The sequence below is a fragment of the Streptomyces sp. NBC_00306 genome, from assembly GCF_036169555.1.
Lineage (GTDB): Bacteria > Actinomycetota > Actinomycetes > Streptomycetales > Streptomycetaceae > Streptomyces > Streptomyces achmelvichensis.
The window spans coordinates 5,610,509-5,628,228 of sequence record NZ_CP108032.1 but is presented as its reverse complement, the minus strand read 5'-3'; the positions used below and the strand labels follow the sequence as shown (position 1 = coordinate 5,628,228).

General features: G+C 70.0%; 14 protein-coding genes. 12 read left to right on the top strand and 2 right to left on the bottom strand.

The window, feature by feature from the left end:
- Nucleotides 1–73: 73 nt before the first annotated feature.
- From OHA05_RS25265 to OHA05_RS25255, 3 genes are all read left to right on the top strand, one after another.
- Nucleotides 74–679, top strand: a complete 606-nt coding sequence (locus OHA05_RS25265; RefSeq protein WP_328861787.1) for a hypothetical protein — start codon at nt 74–76, stop codon at nt 677–679.
- A gap of 188 nt (nt 680–867) precedes the next feature.
- Nucleotides 868–2,322: a glycoside hydrolase family 16 protein gene (locus tag OHA05_RS25260; protein ID WP_328861786.1), complete on the top strand. Its 1,455-nt coding sequence runs from the start codon at nt 868–870 to the stop codon at nt 2,320–2,322.
- Between the two features lie 34 nt (nt 2,323–2,356).
- A complete protein-coding gene (locus tag OHA05_RS25255; RefSeq protein WP_328861785.1) occupies nt 2,357–3,328 on the top strand; it encodes a DUF1996 domain-containing protein in 972 nt (323 codons plus the stop codon).
- Between the two features lie 145 nt (nt 3,329–3,473).
- Here OHA05_RS25255 and OHA05_RS25250 read toward each other — a convergent pair whose 3' ends face one another.
- Nucleotides 3,474–4,886: a cation:dicarboxylate symporter family transporter gene (locus OHA05_RS25250; protein WP_313944002.1), complete on the bottom strand. Its 1,413-nt coding sequence runs from the start codon at nt 4,884–4,886 to the stop codon at nt 3,474–3,476.
- A 122-nt stretch (nt 4,887–5,008) separates the two neighbouring features.
- Here OHA05_RS25250 and OHA05_RS25245 point away from each other — a divergent pair, with 122 nt between their 5' ends.
- The 7 genes from OHA05_RS25245 to OHA05_RS25215 all read left to right on the top strand — a co-directional run bounded on the left by OHA05_RS25245 (nt 5,009) and on the right by OHA05_RS25215 (nt 12,846).
- Nucleotides 5,009–6,643: a sensor histidine kinase gene (locus OHA05_RS25245; protein ID WP_313944003.1), complete on the top strand. Its 1,635-nt coding sequence runs from the start codon at nt 5,009–5,011 to the stop codon at nt 6,641–6,643.
- Complete coding sequence (locus OHA05_RS25240) at nt 6,640–7,326, top strand: response regulator (RefSeq protein ID WP_328861784.1); 687 nt, start codon at nt 6,640–6,642, stop codon at nt 7,324–7,326. The genes OHA05_RS25245 and OHA05_RS25240 overlap by 4 nt, the downstream gene beginning before the upstream one ends.
- 274 nt (nt 7,327–7,600) lie before the next feature.
- Nucleotides 7,601–8,788, top strand: a complete 1,188-nt coding sequence (locus OHA05_RS25235) for an epoxide hydrolase family protein (RefSeq protein ID WP_328861783.1) — start codon at nt 7,601–7,603, stop codon at nt 8,786–8,788.
- Between the two features lie 185 nt (nt 8,789–8,973).
- Nucleotides 8,974–10,341, top strand: coding sequence for an extracellular solute-binding protein (locus OHA05_RS25230; RefSeq protein ID WP_413777728.1), 1,368 nt, complete (start codon nt 8,974–8,976; stop codon nt 10,339–10,341).
- Nucleotides 10,338–11,204, top strand: a complete 867-nt coding sequence (locus OHA05_RS25225; protein WP_328861782.1) for a carbohydrate ABC transporter permease — start codon at nt 10,338–10,340, stop codon at nt 11,202–11,204. Before OHA05_RS25230 ends, OHA05_RS25225 begins: the two co-directional genes overlap by 4 nt.
- On the top strand, nt 11,204–12,028 hold the full coding sequence (locus OHA05_RS25220; RefSeq protein ID WP_313944008.1) for a carbohydrate ABC transporter permease: 825 nt from the start codon (nt 11,204–11,206) through the stop codon (nt 12,026–12,028). The genes OHA05_RS25225 and OHA05_RS25220 overlap by 1 nt, the downstream gene beginning before the upstream one ends.
- A 206-nt stretch (nt 12,029–12,234) precedes the next feature.
- Nucleotides 12,235–12,846, top strand: coding sequence for a helix-turn-helix domain-containing protein (locus OHA05_RS25215; protein WP_443043844.1), 612 nt, complete (start codon nt 12,235–12,237; stop codon nt 12,844–12,846).
- A 111-nt stretch (nt 12,847–12,957) separates the two neighbouring features.
- On the opposite strand, the gene OHA05_RS25210 is transcribed toward OHA05_RS25215, so the two are convergent.
- The gene (locus OHA05_RS25210) at nt 12,958–13,983 is read right to left on the bottom strand and encodes an ATP-dependent 6-phosphofructokinase (protein ID WP_313944010.1); all 1,026 of its coding nucleotides are present in this window, start codon (nt 13,981–13,983) and stop codon (nt 12,958–12,960) included.
- A gap of 271 nt (nt 13,984–14,254) precedes the next feature.
- Between OHA05_RS25210 and pta the strand changes: the two genes are divergently transcribed.
- Complete coding sequence (gene pta / locus OHA05_RS25205) at nt 14,255–16,384, top strand: phosphate acetyltransferase (RefSeq protein WP_328861780.1); 2,130 nt, start codon at nt 14,255–14,257, stop codon at nt 16,382–16,384.
- Nucleotides 16,381–17,637: an acetate kinase gene (locus tag OHA05_RS25200; protein ID WP_328861779.1), complete on the top strand. Its 1,257-nt coding sequence runs from the start codon at nt 16,381–16,383 to the stop codon at nt 17,635–17,637. The genes pta and OHA05_RS25200 overlap by 4 nt, the downstream gene beginning before the upstream one ends.
- Nucleotides 17,638–17,720: the final 83 nt, after the last annotated feature.

Here is a 17,720-nt window from a genome sequence, read left to right as displayed (position 1 = left end):
CCGGGTCGCTCGCCGCCACCGGACAGGACACCGCCGGGTCGCTCGCCGCCACCGGACAGGGCACCATGCCGAGGTGACGAACTACGAGACGGACGGCGAGCGTCCGCGGCGCTCGGTCGACCGGGGCGCCAGGATCGAGGCCTACGCCGATCTGATCCATGTGGTCTGCCCGGGGTGCGGCGGGCGGGCCGACGTGATGCCCCGGCCGGGCCTGCCGGAGCTGAAGTACCACACCGAACTGCTGTTCCGCCCGCGCCGGCTGGCGTGCGGTCGCTGCGCCACGGTGCGGGACTGGGAGGCCGAACGCCGTGGAGGCGCGCTGATCGCCGCCACACTCGGCGGACCCGACGAACCCTTCTTCGGGCAGCCGCTCTGGCTCCGTACTCCGTGCCGCGGCAAGGTCCTGTGGGCGTACAACGAACACCACATCGACGCGCTGGAGCACTATCTCGCCGCCGGCCTCCGGGAGCGCGACGGTCATCCGCACATGAGCATGCTGACGCGGCTGCCCGCTTGGATGAAGGCCGCCGGCCACCGGGAGGACGTATTGCGCGGGCTCTCACGGATGCGGGAACTGCTCCATGCCGACGCGCCCGCCGACCGCCCGTCCTCGGCCGTCGCATCGGGGCCGGGGCGGCTCGCGCGGCCTGTCCGGGCCAGCTGGTCGCCGCCGTACTGACCCGGCCGCAGGGCCTGCGGACGTACGGACTCCGCGGCCCGGGCACCCGACCAGCCACATCGGTCAACTGCCCTGTCCCTTCAGGAAGTCGACGATGCCGAGCCATTGACGCCTCCACCGGCTCCAACTACAAAACTATCTGAGAGCGCTCTCACACACCCTTGGCACCATCCTCCCGGAGGTGTTCCGTGAGTACGAGCCGCATCAGACGCACCCCCCTGCTCACCGTCGTCGTGGCCCTCGCCGTCGCGCTCGCCGGCTTCGTCGGCGTCACCGGCGCCGGACAGGCGCGCGGTGACGTTCCCCCCACGCCCGGCTGGAATCTCCAGTGGAGCGACGACTTCAACGGCGCCAACCGCACGCTGCCCTCGTCCGCCGACTGGCAGATCGACCTCGGCCACGGCTACCCCGGCGGCCCCGGCAACTGGGGCACCGGCGAGATCCAGAACTACACCGCCAACCCGGACAACCTCAGTCTCGACGGCAGCGGAAACCTGCGGATCACCCCGCTCAAGGACGGCGCCGGCAACTGGACGTCCGGCCGCATCGAGACCAGGCGCGCCGACTTCAAGGCCCCGGCCGGCGGCACCCTGCGCATCGAGGGCCGTATCCAGATGCCGAACGTCACCGGCCAGGCCGCGCTCGGTTACTGGCCCGCCTTCTGGGCCCTCGGCGCCCCCTACCGGGGCAACTACTGGAACTGGCCGGCCATCGGTGAGTTCGACATCATGGAGAACGTCAACGGCATCAACTCGGTGTGGGCCGTGCTGCACTGCGGTGTGAACCCCGGCGGCCCCTGCAACGAGACCAACGGCATCGGCGCCAGCCGCGCCTGCCCCGGCGCCTCCTGCCAGTCGGCCTTCCACACCTACCGCTTCGAGTGGGACCGGTCCGTCTCCCCCAACCAACTGCGCTGGTACGTGGACGGCCAGCTCTTCCACAGCATCAGCCAGGACCGTTTCGACGCGGGCACCTGGGCCAATATGACCGACCACGCCGGGTACTTCATCCTGCTCAACGTCGCCATGGGCGGCGCCTTCCCCAACGGTGTCGCGGGCACCGGGACCCCGACGGCAGCCACCGTGCCCGGCCGCCCCATGCTCGTCGACTACGTCGCGGTCTGGACCCGCGGCGGCGGCACGACGCCCCCGCCCACCACCCCGCCGCCGTCCGGTTCCTCGCAGTTGTATCTGCGGACGGGAGGCGGCGCGGGCGACGCCACCGCATCGGCCGGCTCGGTGAGCGTCTCCTCGGCGGGCGGCGCCAACTACGACGGCACCCCGCACAATCCGCAGGTCTTCACCTCGTCCGGCATCACCCGCCGATACAACGGCGGAGCCACCCAGTTCGACCTGTTCACCGACTCCGGATCGACGGTCGCCAACGGGCAGCAGGTCAGGGTGAGTTACGACCGGACGGGCGACGGCAGCTGGGACCGGACGGAGACGTACCACTACTTCGCCACGGACCCCGTGCCGGGTTACGAGCACTACACCCAGGCGAAGGGCCTCAAGTCGGCGACGGGCGCACTCGGCGATCTGAGCAACGGACGGGTCCGCGTCGAGGTCTGGAACGCCATCGGCAACGGCGCGAGCACGGTGGGCGTCGGCAACCAGTCCGTCGTCCGCATCCCGTTCGACTGACACGGCGGCTCGAGAAGACGACAGGAGGGACCCCATGCTCCGCCGACTGCTCGCGAGCACGGCCGCCGTGATCTTCCTGATCACAGCGGGCTGGGTCACCGCGGGCAACCACTCACCGGCGTCCGGCTCCGCGGACGGCCACGGTGCGCCGGGCCACGCGCGCGCCGGCCACACAGCACACGACCACACCTTCAGCCCGGCGCAGGCGGCCGCCATCATCGCGCAGGCGGCGGCACCCCTGCGCGGGAGCGAGTTCCGCGCGGAGTGCTTCTCCAGCCATCGCCGGGGTGACGACCCGATCGTCTTCCCCGGCGAGGCGGGCCGCTCGCACATCCACGAGTTCTACGGGAACCGGACGGCAAACGCGTCCTCGACGCTCCAGTCGCTGGCCGCCGGCACCACCAACTGCTCGCCGTCGGTGGACCTCTCCTCGTACTGGACGCCCACCCTCTACAAGAACGGAGCTCCCGTGGCCCCCGAGCGGGTCACCGTCTACTACCAGGGCATCACCGACCACACCCGTGCCGTCGCGCATCCCCGCGGCCTGCGGTACGTGGTCGGCAACGCCACCGCGACCTCGCCCGACCAGAATCCCGCCGCACGCTGGTCGTGCGTGGGCCGGCCGGAGTCCGGCCGGGACTTCGTGAACTGCCCGCCCGGCACGAAGCTGGAGAACTATCTGGACTTCCCCACCTGCTGGGACGGGCGGAACCTGGACAGCACCAACCACCGCGACCACATGGCGTACGCGGCCGGACAGACCTGTCCGGCCTCGCATCCGGTCGTCGTGCCGCGCCTGGAGCTGCTGATCACCTGGCCGGTGAACGGCGGCGGGCTGACACTCGCCGGCACCAGGAACGGGAACAACGTCACGGATCAGCCGGGTTACACCTTCCACGGGGACTTCTTCAACGCGTGGAACGACTCCGAGCTGAAGCGCCGCGTCGCCGACTGCATCGTGGCCGGCTACATCTGCGGGACCGACGGCCATCCGATCCAGCAGTGACAGCAGGGACAGCAGGGACAGCCCGGTGACGGGCGGAAACGCCGGTTCCCCGGGCGCCCTCAGGGGCCCGGGGAACCGGCGGCACGCCGCCAGGTGGAATCACGGGGGAAGTCGGCGTACCGCCGTGGGGAGAGAGGGAGCGTCCCTAAACCTTGGAGACGGCCCCTTCCCCGTCCCGGGGTTCCTGGCCGACGACCGTCGCGCCGGACGCGGAACCCTTGACCAGGCGGACGCCGTCGGCGTCGTCGGCGGGAGCGCCGTGGCCGTCGTCGAGCAGTGTCTGCTCGTCGAACGGGATCCGTCCGGCGAGCACCTCGTCGACCCGCACCTTGTCGATCTCCTTCGTCCAGGTGCCGATGAGCACCGTCGCGACCGCGTTGCCCGCGAAGTTGGTCAGCGCGCGCGCCTCGCTCATGAAGCGGTCGATACCGACGATCAGGCCGACGCCGTCGACCAGCTCCGGCCGGTGCGACTGCAGACCGCCGGCCAGGGTGGCCAGACCGGCGCCGCTGACGCCGGCCGCGCCCTTGGAGGCGACGAACAGGAAGAGGAGAAGCGGGATCTGCTCCCCGATCGACATCGGGTCGCCCATCGTCTCGGCGATGAAGAGCGACGCCATGGTCATGTAGATCATGGTGCCGTCGAGGTTGAAGGAGTAACCGGTCGGGACGGTGATGCCGACGACCGGCTTGCTGATGCCCAGGTGCTCCATCTTGGCGATGAGCCGCGGAAGCGCGGACTCGGAGGAGGAGGTCGAGAGGATCAGCAGGAACTCGCGGCCCAGGTACTTCAGCAGCGTGAGGATGTTGAGCCCCGCCACGACACGCAGCAGCGCACCCAGCACCACGAAGATGAACAGGAAACAGGTGACGTAGAAACCGAGCATCAGCACGGCGAGGCTCTTCAGGGCGTCCAGACCGGCCGAGCCGGTGACGGCGGCGATCGCACCGAAGGCGCCGATCGGCGCGGCCCACATCACCATGGCGAGGATGCGGAAGACGAGGCGCTGAATGTGCTCGACACCGCGCAGCACCGGCTCACCGACCGAGCCCATCGCCTGGAGGGCGAACCCTGCCAGCAGCGCGACGAGCAGCGTCTGCAGGACCTCGCCCGAGGTGAAGGCGGAGACGATCGTCGTCGGGATGATCCCGAGCAGGAACTCGACCGTGTCCTTGGCCTCCTCGCCGACCTGGCCCTGGCCGGCCTCCTTGACCGCGTCGGTCACCGCCAGCCCGTCACCCGGGTTGAGGATGTTGCCGACGACCAGGCCGATGGCGAGAGCCACGAGCGACATGACCATGAAATAGCCGAGCGCGATGCCGCCGACGGCACCGACCTTGGCGGCTTTGCGTACCGAACCGATGCCCAGCACGATCGTGCAGAAGATGATCGGCGAAATCATCATCTTGATCAGGTTCACGAAACCGGTACCGAGTGGCTTGAGCTCAGTGGCGAACTCGGGGGCGGCCAACCCCACGGCGATACCGAGTACGACCGCGACGATCACGGCGATGTAGAGATAGTGCGTGCGGTCCCGCCTGACGGCTCCAGCAGCCACGGGTTTCCTCCTTGTTACCGGTCCATGTCCCTATGGATTGCCGTGAGCATCCACCACCCTGTGATGCCGGTCACCCTTGCGTTCGTTTCGTTCATACAAATCCGGCCAGGCAATATGGGCCCATGCGCATACCCCGCCCGCGCAGCCTCGCGGGCCAGCTCTTCGCGATGCAGGTCGTCCTGGTGGCCGCGATCGTGGCCGGCTGCGCCCTGTTCACCTACCTCAAGGACAGCTCCCAGGCCGAGGAGACCGCGCGCCTCCAGTCGAGGGCCACGGCGGCCGCGGTGGCGGAATCGCCGTCGGTCATCGCGGCCGCGCGGTCCGCGAACCCGTCCGCGACGCTCCAGCCGTACGCGGAGGGCCTGCGCCGCGACGCCGGTGTGGACTTCATCGTGATCATGGCTCCGAACGGCACGCGGTGGACGCACCCCGAGCCGGGCGAGATCGGCAGGACGTATCTCGGCCACACCGAGCAGGCGCTGCGGGGCGAGATCCACAGCGAGCGGTACGTGGGTGTGCTCGGCTCCTCGATACGGACCGTGGTGCCCGTCATCGACCGCGGGGAGATCGTCGGGCTCGTCAGCGCCGGCATCACCATCCAGAAGATCAGCGAGCAGGTCAGCAAGCAGGTCGTGGCGCTGCTGGCCATGGCGGGCGGGGCACTGGCGCTCGGCGGTCTGGGGACGTATGTGATCACCACCCGGCTGCGGCGGCACACGCACGGGATGAACGCGGCCGAGCTGAGCCGGATGCACGACTACCACGAGGCCGCGCTGCACGCGGTGCGTGAGGGGCTGCTGATGCTCGACGGGCAGCGCCGGATCGCCCTGTGCAACGACGGGGCCCGGGAACTGCTCGGCCTCGACGAGAACGCGGTGGGCCGGCCGGTCGCCGAGCTGGGCCTGCCGACTCCGCTCACCGGCGCGCTGCTGGCGTCCGAGCCCCGCGTCGACGAGGTGCATCTGACGGGCGACCGGGTCGTCGTGGTGAACACCAGCCCGGTCGTCGGCGGCGAACAGCGCGGCACGGTGGTCACCCTGCGCGACCACACCGAGCTCCAGGCCCTGGCCGGCGAGCTGGACTCCGAGCGCGGCTTCACCCAGGCCCTGCGCTCCCAGGCGCACGAGGCGGCCAACCGGCTGCACACCGTCGTCTCGCTCATCGAACTCGGCCGGGTCGACGACGCCGTCGACTTCGCCACCGCCGAACTGGAACTGGCCCAAGTGCTCACCGACCGCGTGGTCGGCGCGGTCGGCGAACCGGTGCTGGCCGCGCTTCTCCTGGGCAAGGCGGCGCAGGCGAACGAGCGGGGCGTGGAGCTGGTGCTGGCCCAGGACAGCCGCATCGACGACGGCGTCCTGCCGCCCTCGCTGCCCTCCCGCGACCTGGTGACGATCCTCGGCAATCTGATCGACAACGCGGTGGACGCGGCGTCCGAGGCAGCCGCCGGCCGCGAGGGCGGACCGCAGCCCGCCGGTCATCCGGGGCGGGCCCGCGTCACCGTCGTCGCCCGGGCCGACCGGGACGAGCTGCTCATCCGTGTGCACGACACGGGCGCGGGAATCGACCCGGCGTCCGCGGACGAGGTGTTCCGCAGCGGCTGGTCCACCCACGGATCGGGACGGGGACTGGGTCTCGCGATCGTCCGGCAGACGGTGCACCGCAGCCGGGGCACGGTGGTCCTGGCGAAGGGCCCGGACGGAGGAGCCGACTTCACCGTACGGCTGCCGCTGGAGGGCGCGGGGGTGCCGGCGTGAGCGGGGATCCCATCAGAGTGCTGGTCGTCGAGGACGACCCGGTGGCCGCCGACGCGCATGCCCTCTATGTGGGCCGCGTCGCCGGTTTCACGGTGTCGGGCGTGGCGCACTCGCGCGCGGAGGCGGTCCGGGCGCTGGAGCGGACCGAGGTCGATCTGCTGCTGCTCGACCTCTATCTGCCCGACGGACACGGCCTCCAGCTCGTACGGTCGCTGCGCGCCGCGGGTCACTCCGCGGACGTCATCGCGGTGACGTCGGCCCGCGACCTCGCGATGGTGCGGGAGGGTGTGTCCCTCGGGGTGGTCCAGTACGTCCTGAAGCCGTTCACCTTCGCGACCCTGCGCGACCGCCTCGGCCGGTACGCGGAGTTCCGCGCGGCGGCCGGTGAGGCGAGCGGCCAGGACGAGGTGGACCGCGCTCTCGGCGCGTTGCGCGCCCCGCAGGGCGGTGGACTGCCCAAAGGGCTGAGCGGCCCGACGCTGGAGGCGGTCACCCGGTCGCTGCGTGACGCGCCGGAAGGGCTGACGGCCGCCGAGGCGGGCACGGCCGTCGGCATCTCCCGGATCACCGCGCGTCGCTATCTGGAACATCTGGTCACCGCGGGACGGGCGGCGCGCAGCCCGCAGTACGGCCAGATCGGCCGGCCGGAACTCCAGTACCGCTGGATCCCCGCCACCCACTGACGGCGGCTCGTGGCCCCGCACGGCGCAGGCCGGTGCGCCGGTCAACGACCGTGCCGGTACACCCCGTAGACCGGCGCGCGGCGCGCCACGCGCGGAGCATCCCAGGTCCGATCCGAGCCGTTTGCACGATTCGTCCCGGACCCCCCGCAGGAGTAGCCTGACGAGGGTCGGCGCGAGTACGCGCAGACCAGGGAGTGAACCGGGGTGGCACGGGCGCGACGCGCTGACGTGAGGGTCGAGGATTTCCGCCGTCAGCACACCGAGGAGCGCCGTCATGTCACTCACGGCCGAATCAACCGACATCCACCCCTTCCGGATCGAGGTTCCGGAGAACCAGATCACCGAGCTGCGACGCCGGATCGAGGCGACGCGCTGGCCTTCGAAAGAGCTCGTCACCGACCGGTCACAGGGAGTGCAGCTGGCGACGCTTCAGGCGCTCGCCCGCTACTGGATGACCGAGTACGACTGGCGCAAGTGCGAGGCGAGGCTGGACTCGCTGCCGCAGTTCATGACGGAGATCGACGGGGTCGAGATCCACTTCCTCCACGTCAGGTCGCCGCACGAGAACGCGCTGCCGCTGATCATGACGCACGGCTGGCCCGGCTCCGTCGTCGAACTGCTGGACACCATCGGTCCGCTGACCGACCCGACCGCGCACGGCGGCTCCCCGGAGGACGCGTTCCATCTGGTGCTGCCGTCCCTGCCCGGCTACGGCTTCTCGGGCGAGCCGGGCGAACTCGGCTGGGGCAACGGGCGCATGGCGCAGGCGTGGGCGGAACTCATGAACCGCCTCGGCTACACGCGCTACGTCGCCCAGGGAGGAGATGTCGGCGCCGCGGTCACCGACGCGATGGGCCGCCAGGGCCCCGCGGGACTGCTCGGCATCCATGTGAACCTGCTCGCCGGAGCGCTCGGCATCAAGGATCACCTGCCGGTGGAGTCCGAGCAGGAACGCACGGCGTTCGACGCGCTCAACACGTTCACGACGGACGGCTTCGCCTACTTCCTGGAGCAGACCACCCGGCCGCAGACGATCGGGTACTCCCTGCTGGATTCACCCATCGGGCTGGCCGCGTGGATGCTCGATCACGACACGGACAGCTACTACAAGATCTCCCGCGCGTTCGTCGACCGAGAGCCCGTGGGCAATCTGACCCGCAAGAACATCGTCGACAACATCACGATGTACTGGCTGACGGGCACCGGTGCCTCATCCGCCCGGTGGTACTGGGAGTTCGGACGGGAGATCGCGGGCGGTGCGGCTCCTCCCCCGGTCACGGTGCCGGTCGGCTTCACGACCTTCCCCGGCGAGATCTGGGCCGCCCCGCGCAGCTGGGTGGAGACCGTCTACCCGGGCGTCGCGTACTTCAACGAGGTCGACAAGGGCGGCCACTTCGCCGCCTGGGAGGAGCCGGAGCTCTTCGCCAGGGAGGTACGGGCCGCGTTCAGCGCGCTGCGCTGACGACACCGTTGCGCACGGCCGCCCGACCCGCCACCCGGTGACGGCGGCCGTACCCACGCAAAGCACACATCGTTGCACCGTTCAACGACCTTGCTCTGCACGGGCATTGACCTTGTCAGCGAGCCGGTCCTACGGTCACGGCAGCCCCCTGGGCCCTCGGCCCGGACTCCGGCTCAGAGGAGGTCGTGCCCGTGCGCCCCAACGCCCCACTGATCCTCGTCACCGCCGTCACCGCTCTCGCCGCGGCGACGCTCACCGCCTGCGGCAACGGTTCGGGCAGCGACCCCGACACCGTGAAGGTCGTCTACAACCGCTCGACGGACAACAAGATCCGCTTCAAGGACCAGCATCTCGAAGCGGCGAAGAAGCAGTTCGAGAAGGAGCACCCGGGCAAGAAGGTCGAACTCGTCCCGATCCAGGCCCCGGACAACGACTACGCCACCAAGGCGCAGCAGATGATGCGTTCCCCCAAGACCGCGCCCGACCTGGTCTACGAGGACACCTTTCGCATCAACTCGGACATCAAGGCCGGGTACTTGAAGCCGCTGGACTCCTATCTGCCTCAGTGGGACCAGTGGGGCCAGTTCGTCGACACGGCGAAGGCTGCGGCCAAGGCCGAGGACGGCAAGACGTACGGTATCCCGGACGGCACCGACACCCGCGGCCTCTGGTTCAACAAGGCGATCTTCGCCAAGGCGGGTCTGCCGGCCGACTGGCAGCCGAAGAACTGGGCCGAGGTCCTGGACGCGGCCCGCACCGTCAAGCAGAAGGTCCCCGGCGTCATCCCGCTGAACGTCTACACCGGCAAGGGGCCCGGCGAGGCGGCCGTGATGCAGGGCTTCGAGATGCTGCTGTACGGCACCGGGGCCGATCCGCTCTACGACGAATCGGCCAAGAAGTGGGTCACCGGCACCAAGGGCTTCCGGGACTCGCTCGACTTCGTCCGCACGGTCTACGCGGAGAAGCTCGGCCCCGACGTCTCCGACGCGCTCGACCCCAACGTCGGCACGCGGGTCGCCACCGAGTGGTTCCCCGAGGGCAAGCTCGCGATCTCGCTCGACGGCTCCTGGATGGGCCAGAACTGGATCAACAAGGGACCCAAGGAGTGGCCGGACTGGAGCAAGGACCTCGCCCAGACCCCGATGCCCACCCAGAACGGACAGGCGCCCGGCAAGGTGTCCATGTCCGGCGGCTGGGCATGGTCGATCCCGCAGAAGGCGGACAACGCCGATCTGGCCTTCGAGTTCATCAAGACGCTCCAGACGGCCGAGAACGCGACGCAGTGGTGCGTGGTGGCCGCGCAGATCGCCGTACGCAAGGACGTGGCGGCCGACCCGAAGTATCTGAAGTCCATGCCGGGCATCGAGTTCTTCACCGGGCTCGTGCAGTACACGCACTACCGTCCGGCGCTGCCCGTCTATCCGCAGGTCTCCACCGCCATCGGTGAGGCCATGGAGAAGGTGACGACGGGTGACGCCTCGGCCGCGGAGGCGGCGAAGGCGTACGACGAGCAGCTGAAGACCGCCGTCGACGGCGCGGTCATCAGCAGGTGAGCACGACGAGAGGAGGGGTGTGGCGGTGGCTGCCCATCGCCCCCGCCACCCTCCTGCTGCTGCTCTTCCTGGCCGGTCCGATCGGCTACTGCGTCTGGATCGCCTTCACCGACACCCAGTTGACCGGTGCCTCGGGTGCCGACTTCGTGGGCCTGGACAACTTCCGCCGGGCCTTCGCGGACGACGACTTCCGCAACGCCGTCTGGCTCACCCTGGTCTTCACCTTCGTCTCGGCGGTGGTGGGGCAGAACACCCTGGGTCTGGCGCTGGCCGGCCTGATGCGGGCCGCGTCGCGCCCGGTCAGAACCGTCACCGGCACGCTGGTGATCACCGCCTGGGTGCTGCCGGAGATCGTCGCCGCGTTCCTGCTGTACACGTTCTTCCGCCGGGAGGGGACGCTGAACGCCCTGCTCGACTGGCTCCATCTGCCGTCCCAGAACTGGCTATTCACCCTGCCCATCCTCGCCGTGTCCTTCGCCAACGTCTGGCGCGGCACCGCGTTCTCGATGCTGATCTACTCGGCGGCGCTCTCCGAGATCCCGCGGGACGTCGTCGAGGCCGCCGAGGTCGACGGGGCGAGCGGGCCGCGGCGGGTCTGGCACATCACCCTGCCGATGATCCGCCGTTCCATCGGCACCAATCTGATGCTGAACACGCTCTCGACGCTCTCCGTCTTCGGGCTGATCTGGGCGATGACCCGGGGCGGGCCGGGCAACCGGAGCCAGACGCTGCCAGTGTTCATGTACGACCAGGCCTTCCTCAAGAGCCTGATCGGCTACGGCACCGCGGTGGCCCTGCTGCTTCTGCTGGTGGGCTCGCTGTTCTCGATCGTTTATCTGCGTCTGATGAAGGTGGAGGTGTGATGCGCCGGTCCACCCGCGCCCGGCTCGCCGCCAACGCCGCACTGCTGGTGACCGCTGCCGCGTTCGCCCTCCCGCTGGTGTGGCTCCTGCTGTCGTCCGTGGACGCGAACGCGGACCTGCGGGTGCGGGTTCCGTCGTCGCTCACCGGGGACAACTTCGACGCGGTGCTCACCGACGAGATCACGTTCACGCCGATGCTGAACAGTCTGCTGCTGTGCGGCGGGGCGACGCTGCTGACGGTGGTGTGCGCGGCGCTCGCGGCGTATCCGCTCTCCCGGCACCGCTCGCGCTTCAACCGCCCGTTCCTGCTGACGATCCTGTTCACCACGTGTCTGCCGATCACCGCGGTGATGGTGCCGGTCTACGGCCTGTTCGTGCAGGTCAATCTGATCGACACGATGTACGGCACGGGGCTGTTCCTCGCCACGTCCCAACTGCCCTTCTCCATCTGGCTGATGAAGAACTTCATGGACGGTGTCCCGATGGTCCTGGAGGAGGCGGCCTGGACGGACGGCGCCTCGAACCTCCAGACACTGTCCCGGGTCGTCCTGCCCCTGATGGGGCCTGGCCTGACCGTGGTGACGATCTACACCTTCATCCAGCTCTGGGGAAACTTCTTCGTTCCGTTCATGCTGATCCTGACGCCGGATCAGATGCCGGCCTCGGTCTCGATCTTCACCTTCTTCGGCAACTACGGTTCGGTGATCTACGGCCAGCTGGCTGCGTTCTCGATCCTGTACTCGGCACCGGTGCTGGTGCTGTACGTCCTGATCTCGCGCCGGCTGGGGGGCGGCTTCGCACTGGGCGGCGCGGTCAAGGGCTGACCGCCGCCACAGCCGTCTTCGCCGGTGGCGATCACTGCACGTTACCAAGTGGTAGCGATCAGCTCGGACGTTCCTACGACAGGTGGCGTTGGGTGAACGCACCGTAGTCGCGACGCCCCACCGGCCTCTAGCGTTGCCGCGTGCACCACGCTCCCACGCCCCCGTTCAACGCCCCCGCCGCCCGACGGCTGCGCGAAGCCCTCGGCATGGCCCCCGGCCATGTCGCGTACGGCCTCCGCGCCCAGTACGGGCTCCAGGTCTCACCGGACACGGTGGTCTCCTGGGAGCGCGGGCTGCTCGCCCCGGATGCCCGCGAACTGGGCGCGCTGGCAGGGGTGTTGTGGTGCGCACCGCACGACCTGCTCACCGAGGCCTCCAGCCTGCGCGAGCACCGGCTGGCGCACGGGTACGCACCGGCCGATCTGGCGCGACGCCTCGGCGTGGACGCGGACAGCTATCTGCGCATGGAGGAGTCGGGCCGCTGGCGCGGCACCGAACGCCAGACGGCCGCGCTCGCCGAGGCCCTGCAACTCGGCCCGCGCGAACTGCTGATCGCGACCGGCCGCGAGGAGGACCTCGCGGAGCTGCTGCGCAGCGCGGTCGCGGCACGCTGGCAGGCGTATGTCCGCCCGGTCTCCAAACTGGTCCCGCTGGAACGGCCCCAGCTCGAAGCGGTACTGGAGGAGCTCCACGCCGCCTACCAGTCGCGGATGGTGGCGACGCTCAGCTGGGGCTCGACGACGGAGGACACGGGCAGCGCGGGCCGCGAGTTCCTGGACCGGATAGCCGACCACTTCTGGGACCTGGCCCGGAGCTGAGCCGTACCCGGTCGTCCGGCCGTCCGGTCGTCCGGTCGTCCGGTCGTCCGGATAGGGAAGCGCCCGGGAGTGGGGTCCCGCCCGCCACCGCAATGACCGACACCCCGCCGGTCAGAACACCGACTCCGCCTCGTGCATCCGGTTCGCCGGGACCGTCTTGAGGCGGGTCACCGCCTCCGCCAGCGGGACCATCTTCACCTCGGTGCCGCGCAGCGCCGTCATCATGCCGTACTCGCCGCGATGTGCCGCCTCCACCGCGTGCCAGCCGAAGCGGGTCGCGAGCACCCGGTCGTACGCCGTCGGGGTTCCGCCGCGCTGGACGTGGCCCAGGATGACCGGCTTGGCCTCCTTGCCGAGCCGGTGCTCCAGCTCCGCGGCGAGGCGGTTGCCGATGCCCTGGAAGCGCTCGTGGCCGTACTGGTCGATCTCGCCCTTGCCGTAGGCCATCGAGCCCTCGGCCGGGTGCGCTCCTTCGGCGACGCAGATGACCGCGAACTTCTTCCCCCGCGAGAACCGCTCCTCGACCATCTTCACCAGGTCCTCGATCTGGAACGGCCGCTCCGGCAGGCAGATGCCGTGGGCGCCGCCCGCCATGCCCGATTCCAGGGCGATCCAGCCGGCGTGCCGGCCCATCACCTCGACGACCATCACCCGCTGGTGCGACTCGGCGGTCGTCTTGAGGCGGTCGATGGCCTCGGTGGCGACCATCACGGCGGTGTCGAAGCCGAACGTGCGGTCGGTGGCGGAGATGTCGTTGTCGATCGTCTTCGGCACACCGACGACGGGCATACCGCCGTCGGCGAGCATCCGGGACGCGGTGAGCGTGCCTTCGCCGCCGATCGGGATGAGCGCGTCGATGCCGTGCTGCCGGGCCAACTCCGGTGCGTTCTCGCAGGCTTCGGCGAGCCGGCCGCGCTCCAGACGGGCGGAGCCGAGGATCGTGCCGCCTCTGGCGAGGATGCCGCTGACCGCGTTGAGGTCGAGCGGCCGGTAGTGGCCGTCCAGGAGCCCCTTGAATCCGTCCTCGAAGCCGATGACTTCGTCGCCGTGGAAGGTGAGGGCACGGTGCACGACCGACCGGATCACAGCGTTCAGTCCGGGGCAGTCGCCCCCTGCGGTGAGCACTCCGATGCGCATCGTGCTGTGTCTCCTGCTCGTCAGTGGTACAGGTGAGCCCACGTTCGATTGTTCCACGGACAGGGGAGAACCCGCGCTCCCGGCTGCTCCGAGGCACGGCGTACGGCCCTCGCCGAGGACGCCTCCGACCGCCCCCGGTCCGCCGGGCGCCCTAACCATCCACGGAGGTATTGTCAAGAGGGAAAGGCCGCCCTCAGCGGTTTTTTTGTACGTACCACCTTCTTCGTACCGACCTTTTCGCACCCCAGAGAGCATGGACGGGAGAGCACGCGTGACGCGCAGCGTGTACGTGACCGGGATCGACCGCGGGGACGGCCGGCAGGTCGTCGAGCTGGGAGTCATGGAACTCCTCACCCGCCAGGTGGACCGGGTGGGTGTATTCCGCCCGCTGCTGCACGACGGCCCGGACCGGCTGTTCGACCTGCTGCGGGCCCGTTACCGGCTGTCGCAGGACCCGGCGACCGTGTACGGCATGGACTATCACGAGGCCTCCGCCCTCCAGGCCGAGCGGGGTACCGACGAGCTGGTCTCCGAGCTCGTCGAGCGCTTCCACCGGGTCGCGCGGGAGTACGAGGTCGTCCTCGTCCTCGGCACCGACTTCGCGGCCACCCAGCTCCCCGACGAGCTCGCCATCAACGCACGGCTCGCCAACGAGTTCGGCGCCTCGGTGATCGCGGTCGTCGGCGGCAAGGGCCAGAGCGCCGAGTCCGTACGGGCCGAGACGCGCAATGCCCACCGCGCGTACGAGGCCCTGGGCTGCGACGTCCTCGCCGTGGCCGTCAACCGGGTCGCCCCGGAAGAGCGCGCGGAGATCGCCGAACGACTGGCGGCCCGCCTGCCCGTCCCCTGCTACGTCCTGCCCGACGAACCGGCGCTCGCCGCGCCGACCGTCGCCCAGATCACCTCCGCGCTCGGCGGCACGGTGCTGCTCGGCGACGACGCGGGGCTCGCGCGCGACGCACTCGACTTCGTCTTCGGCGGCGCGATGCTGCCGAACTTCCTGAACGCCCTGACGCCCGGCTGCATGGTGGTGACCCCCGGAGACCGTGCCGATCTGGTGGTGGGCGCGCTGGCCGCCCACTCCGCCGGTACCCCGCCCATCGCCGGCCTGCTGCTCACCCTCAACGAGCGGCCCAGCGACGCGGTCCTCACCCTCGCCTCCCGGCTCGCGCCCGGCACCCCGGTGGTGTCGGTCGCCGGCAACAGTTTCCCCACCGCCGCCGAACTGTTCGCGCTGGAAGGCAAGTTGAACGCCTCCACGCCCCGCAAGGCGGAGACGGCACTCGGCCTGTTCGAGCGTCATGTCGACACCAGTGAACTGCTGGCCCGGCTCGCGGTGGCGCGCAGCGGCCATGTCACACCGATGATGTTCGAGCACGAACTGCTGGAGCAGGCGCGCGCGGACCGCCGCCGGGTGGTGCTGCCGGAGGGCGCCGAGGAGCGCGTGCTGCGCGCGGCCGACGTCCTGATCCGCCGGGACGTCTGCGACCTGACCCTCCTCGGTGACACGGAGGTGATCCGCAAGAAGGCCGCCGACCTGGGCATCGACCTCAGCTCGACCCAGCTGATCGACCCGGTCACCTCCGAGCTCCGCCAGCCCTTCGCCGAGCGGTACGCCGAACTGCGTGCCCATCGCGGCGTGACGGTGGAGCTGGCGCACGACGTCGTCGCGGACGTGAACTACTTCGGCACGCTGATGGTGCAGGAGGGCCTGGCCGACGGCATGGTCTCGGGCTCGGTGCACTCCACCGCCGCCACCATCCGCCCGGCCTTCGAGATCATCAAGACGAAGCCCGAAGCGTCGATCGTCTCGTCCGTCTTCTTCATGTGCCTCGCCGACCGGGTGCTCGTGTACGGGGACTGCGCGGTCAACCCGGACCCGGACGCCGAACAGCTCGCGGACATCGCGGTCCAGTCGGCGGCGACGGCGGCCCGTTTCGGCGTCGACCCGCGGATCGCGATGCTGTCGTACTCGACGGGCACCTCCGGCTCCGGGGCGGACGTGGACAAGGTGCGCGAGGCGACCAAGCTGGTGCGGGAACGCCGGCCCGAGCTGAGGATCGAGGGCCCGATCCAGTACGACGCGGCCGTCGAGCCGTCCGTCGCGGCGACGAAGCTGCCGGACTCCGAGGTGGCGGGCCAGGCGACGGTGCTGATCTTCCCGGACCTCAACACGGGCAACAACACCTACAAGGCCGTGCAGCGTTCGGCCGGCGCCGTGGCCGTCGGACCGGTGCTCCAGGGTCTGCGCAAGCCCGTCAACGACCTGTCGCGGGGCGCGCTCGTCAGCGACATCGTGAACACGGTGGCCATCACGGCCATCCAGGCCCAGCCCGTGCCGTCCGCGCAGCCCGCCCCGAGCGAGCCGGACGCGCCGGCCGGCCGCCCCGCATCCGTATGACCGCCCCCCGCACAGAAGGCTCCGTGACTGTGACCGCGACCCGCGTCCTCGTCCTCAACTCCGGCTCGTCGTCGGTGAAGTACCAGTTGCTCGACATGCACGACGGTTCGCGGCTGGCCGCCGGACTGGTGGAACGGATCGGCGAGGAGACGTCCCGGCTCGTCCACACCCCGCTCGTCGGCGGCGAGAAGCGCGAGCGCACCGGTCCCATCGCGGATCACGGCGCGGCGCTGAAGGCGGTCGCCGACGAGCTGGCGTCCGACGGTCTCGGGCTCGACTCCCCCGAGCTGGCGGCGATCGGCCACCGCGTGGTGCACGGCGGTCTGCGGTTCACCGAGCCGACGGTGATCGACGACGACGTGCTGGCGGAGGTGGAGCGGCTCGTTCCGGTGGCGCCGCTGCACAATCCGGCGAACATCATCGGCATCCGTACGGCACAGGCGCTGCGTCCCGATCTGCCGCAGGTGGCGGTCTTCGACACGGCCTTCCACACCACGATGCCGGAGGCGGCGGCCCGCTACGCCATCGACGTGGAGACGGCGGACGCCCACCGCATCCGCCGCTACGGCTTCCACGGCACCTCTCACGCGTACGTCTCGCGCAGGACGGCGGAGCTGCTGGGCAAGGAGCCGTCCGAGGTGAACGTCATCGTGCTGCATCTGGGCAACGGCGCGTCCGCCTCGGCGGTCGCCGGCGGCCGGTGCGTGGACACCTCGATGGGGCTGACGCCTTTGGAGGGGCTGGTCATGGGCACCCGCTCCGGTGACATCGACCCCGCGGTCACCTTCCATCTGATGCGAGTCGCGGAGATGTCGGCGGACGAGATCGACGAGCTGCTCAACAAGAAGAGCGGTCTGGTGGGGCTCTGCGGTGACAACGACATGCGGGAGATCCGCCGCCGGATCGACGAGGGGGACGAGCGGGCGCAACTCGCCTTCGACATCTACATCCATCGTCTGAGGAAGTACATCGGCGCGTACTTCGCGGTGCTCGGCCGGGTGGACGCGATCGCGTTCACGGCGGGGGTCGGGGAGAACGCGGCGCCGGTGCGGGAGGCTGCCATGGCAGGTATGGAGGGATTCGGTCTGACGCTCGACCGTGAGCGGAACGCCGTCCGTTCCGACGAGGCACGGATTATTTCGGCGTCCGAGGGGCGGGTCGCGGTGGCCGTGGTCCCGACGGATGAGGAGCTGGAGATCGCGCAGCAGACATTCGCCCTGGTCACGAGCGGTTCCCGGACGGGAAATCCCTGATTCCCCGCCAGGTATCGCCTGAGCGGAGTCCCGCCCATTTGTACTTTCCACCAGACGGAATATTCCGAGTCGAAACAAACCGA

Coding starts and splice junctions, on each gene's coding strand:
- OHA05_RS25215 (WP_443043844.1), top strand. CDS start 12,235: ATGGCCCCCGGCCATGTCGCGTACGGCCTCCGCGCCCAGTACGGGCTC.
- OHA05_RS25245 (WP_313944003.1), top strand. CDS start 5,009: ATGCGCATACCCCGCCCGCGCAGCCTCGCGGGCCAGCTCTTCGCGATG.
- OHA05_RS25235 (WP_328861783.1), top strand. CDS start 7,601: ATGTCACTCACGGCCGAATCAACCGACATCCACCCCTTCCGGATCGAG.
- OHA05_RS25200 (WP_328861779.1), top strand. CDS start 16,381: ATGACCGCCCCCCGCACAGAAGGCTCCGTGACTGTGACCGCGACCCGC.
- OHA05_RS25210 (WP_313944010.1), bottom strand. CDS start 13,983: ATGCGCATCGGAGTGCTCACCGCAGGGGGCGACTGCCCCGGACTGAAC.
- OHA05_RS25220 (WP_313944008.1), top strand. CDS start 11,204: ATGCGCCGGTCCACCCGCGCCCGGCTCGCCGCCAACGCCGCACTGCTG.
- OHA05_RS25255 (WP_328861785.1), top strand. CDS start 2,357: ATGCTCCGCCGACTGCTCGCGAGCACGGCCGCCGTGATCTTCCTGATC.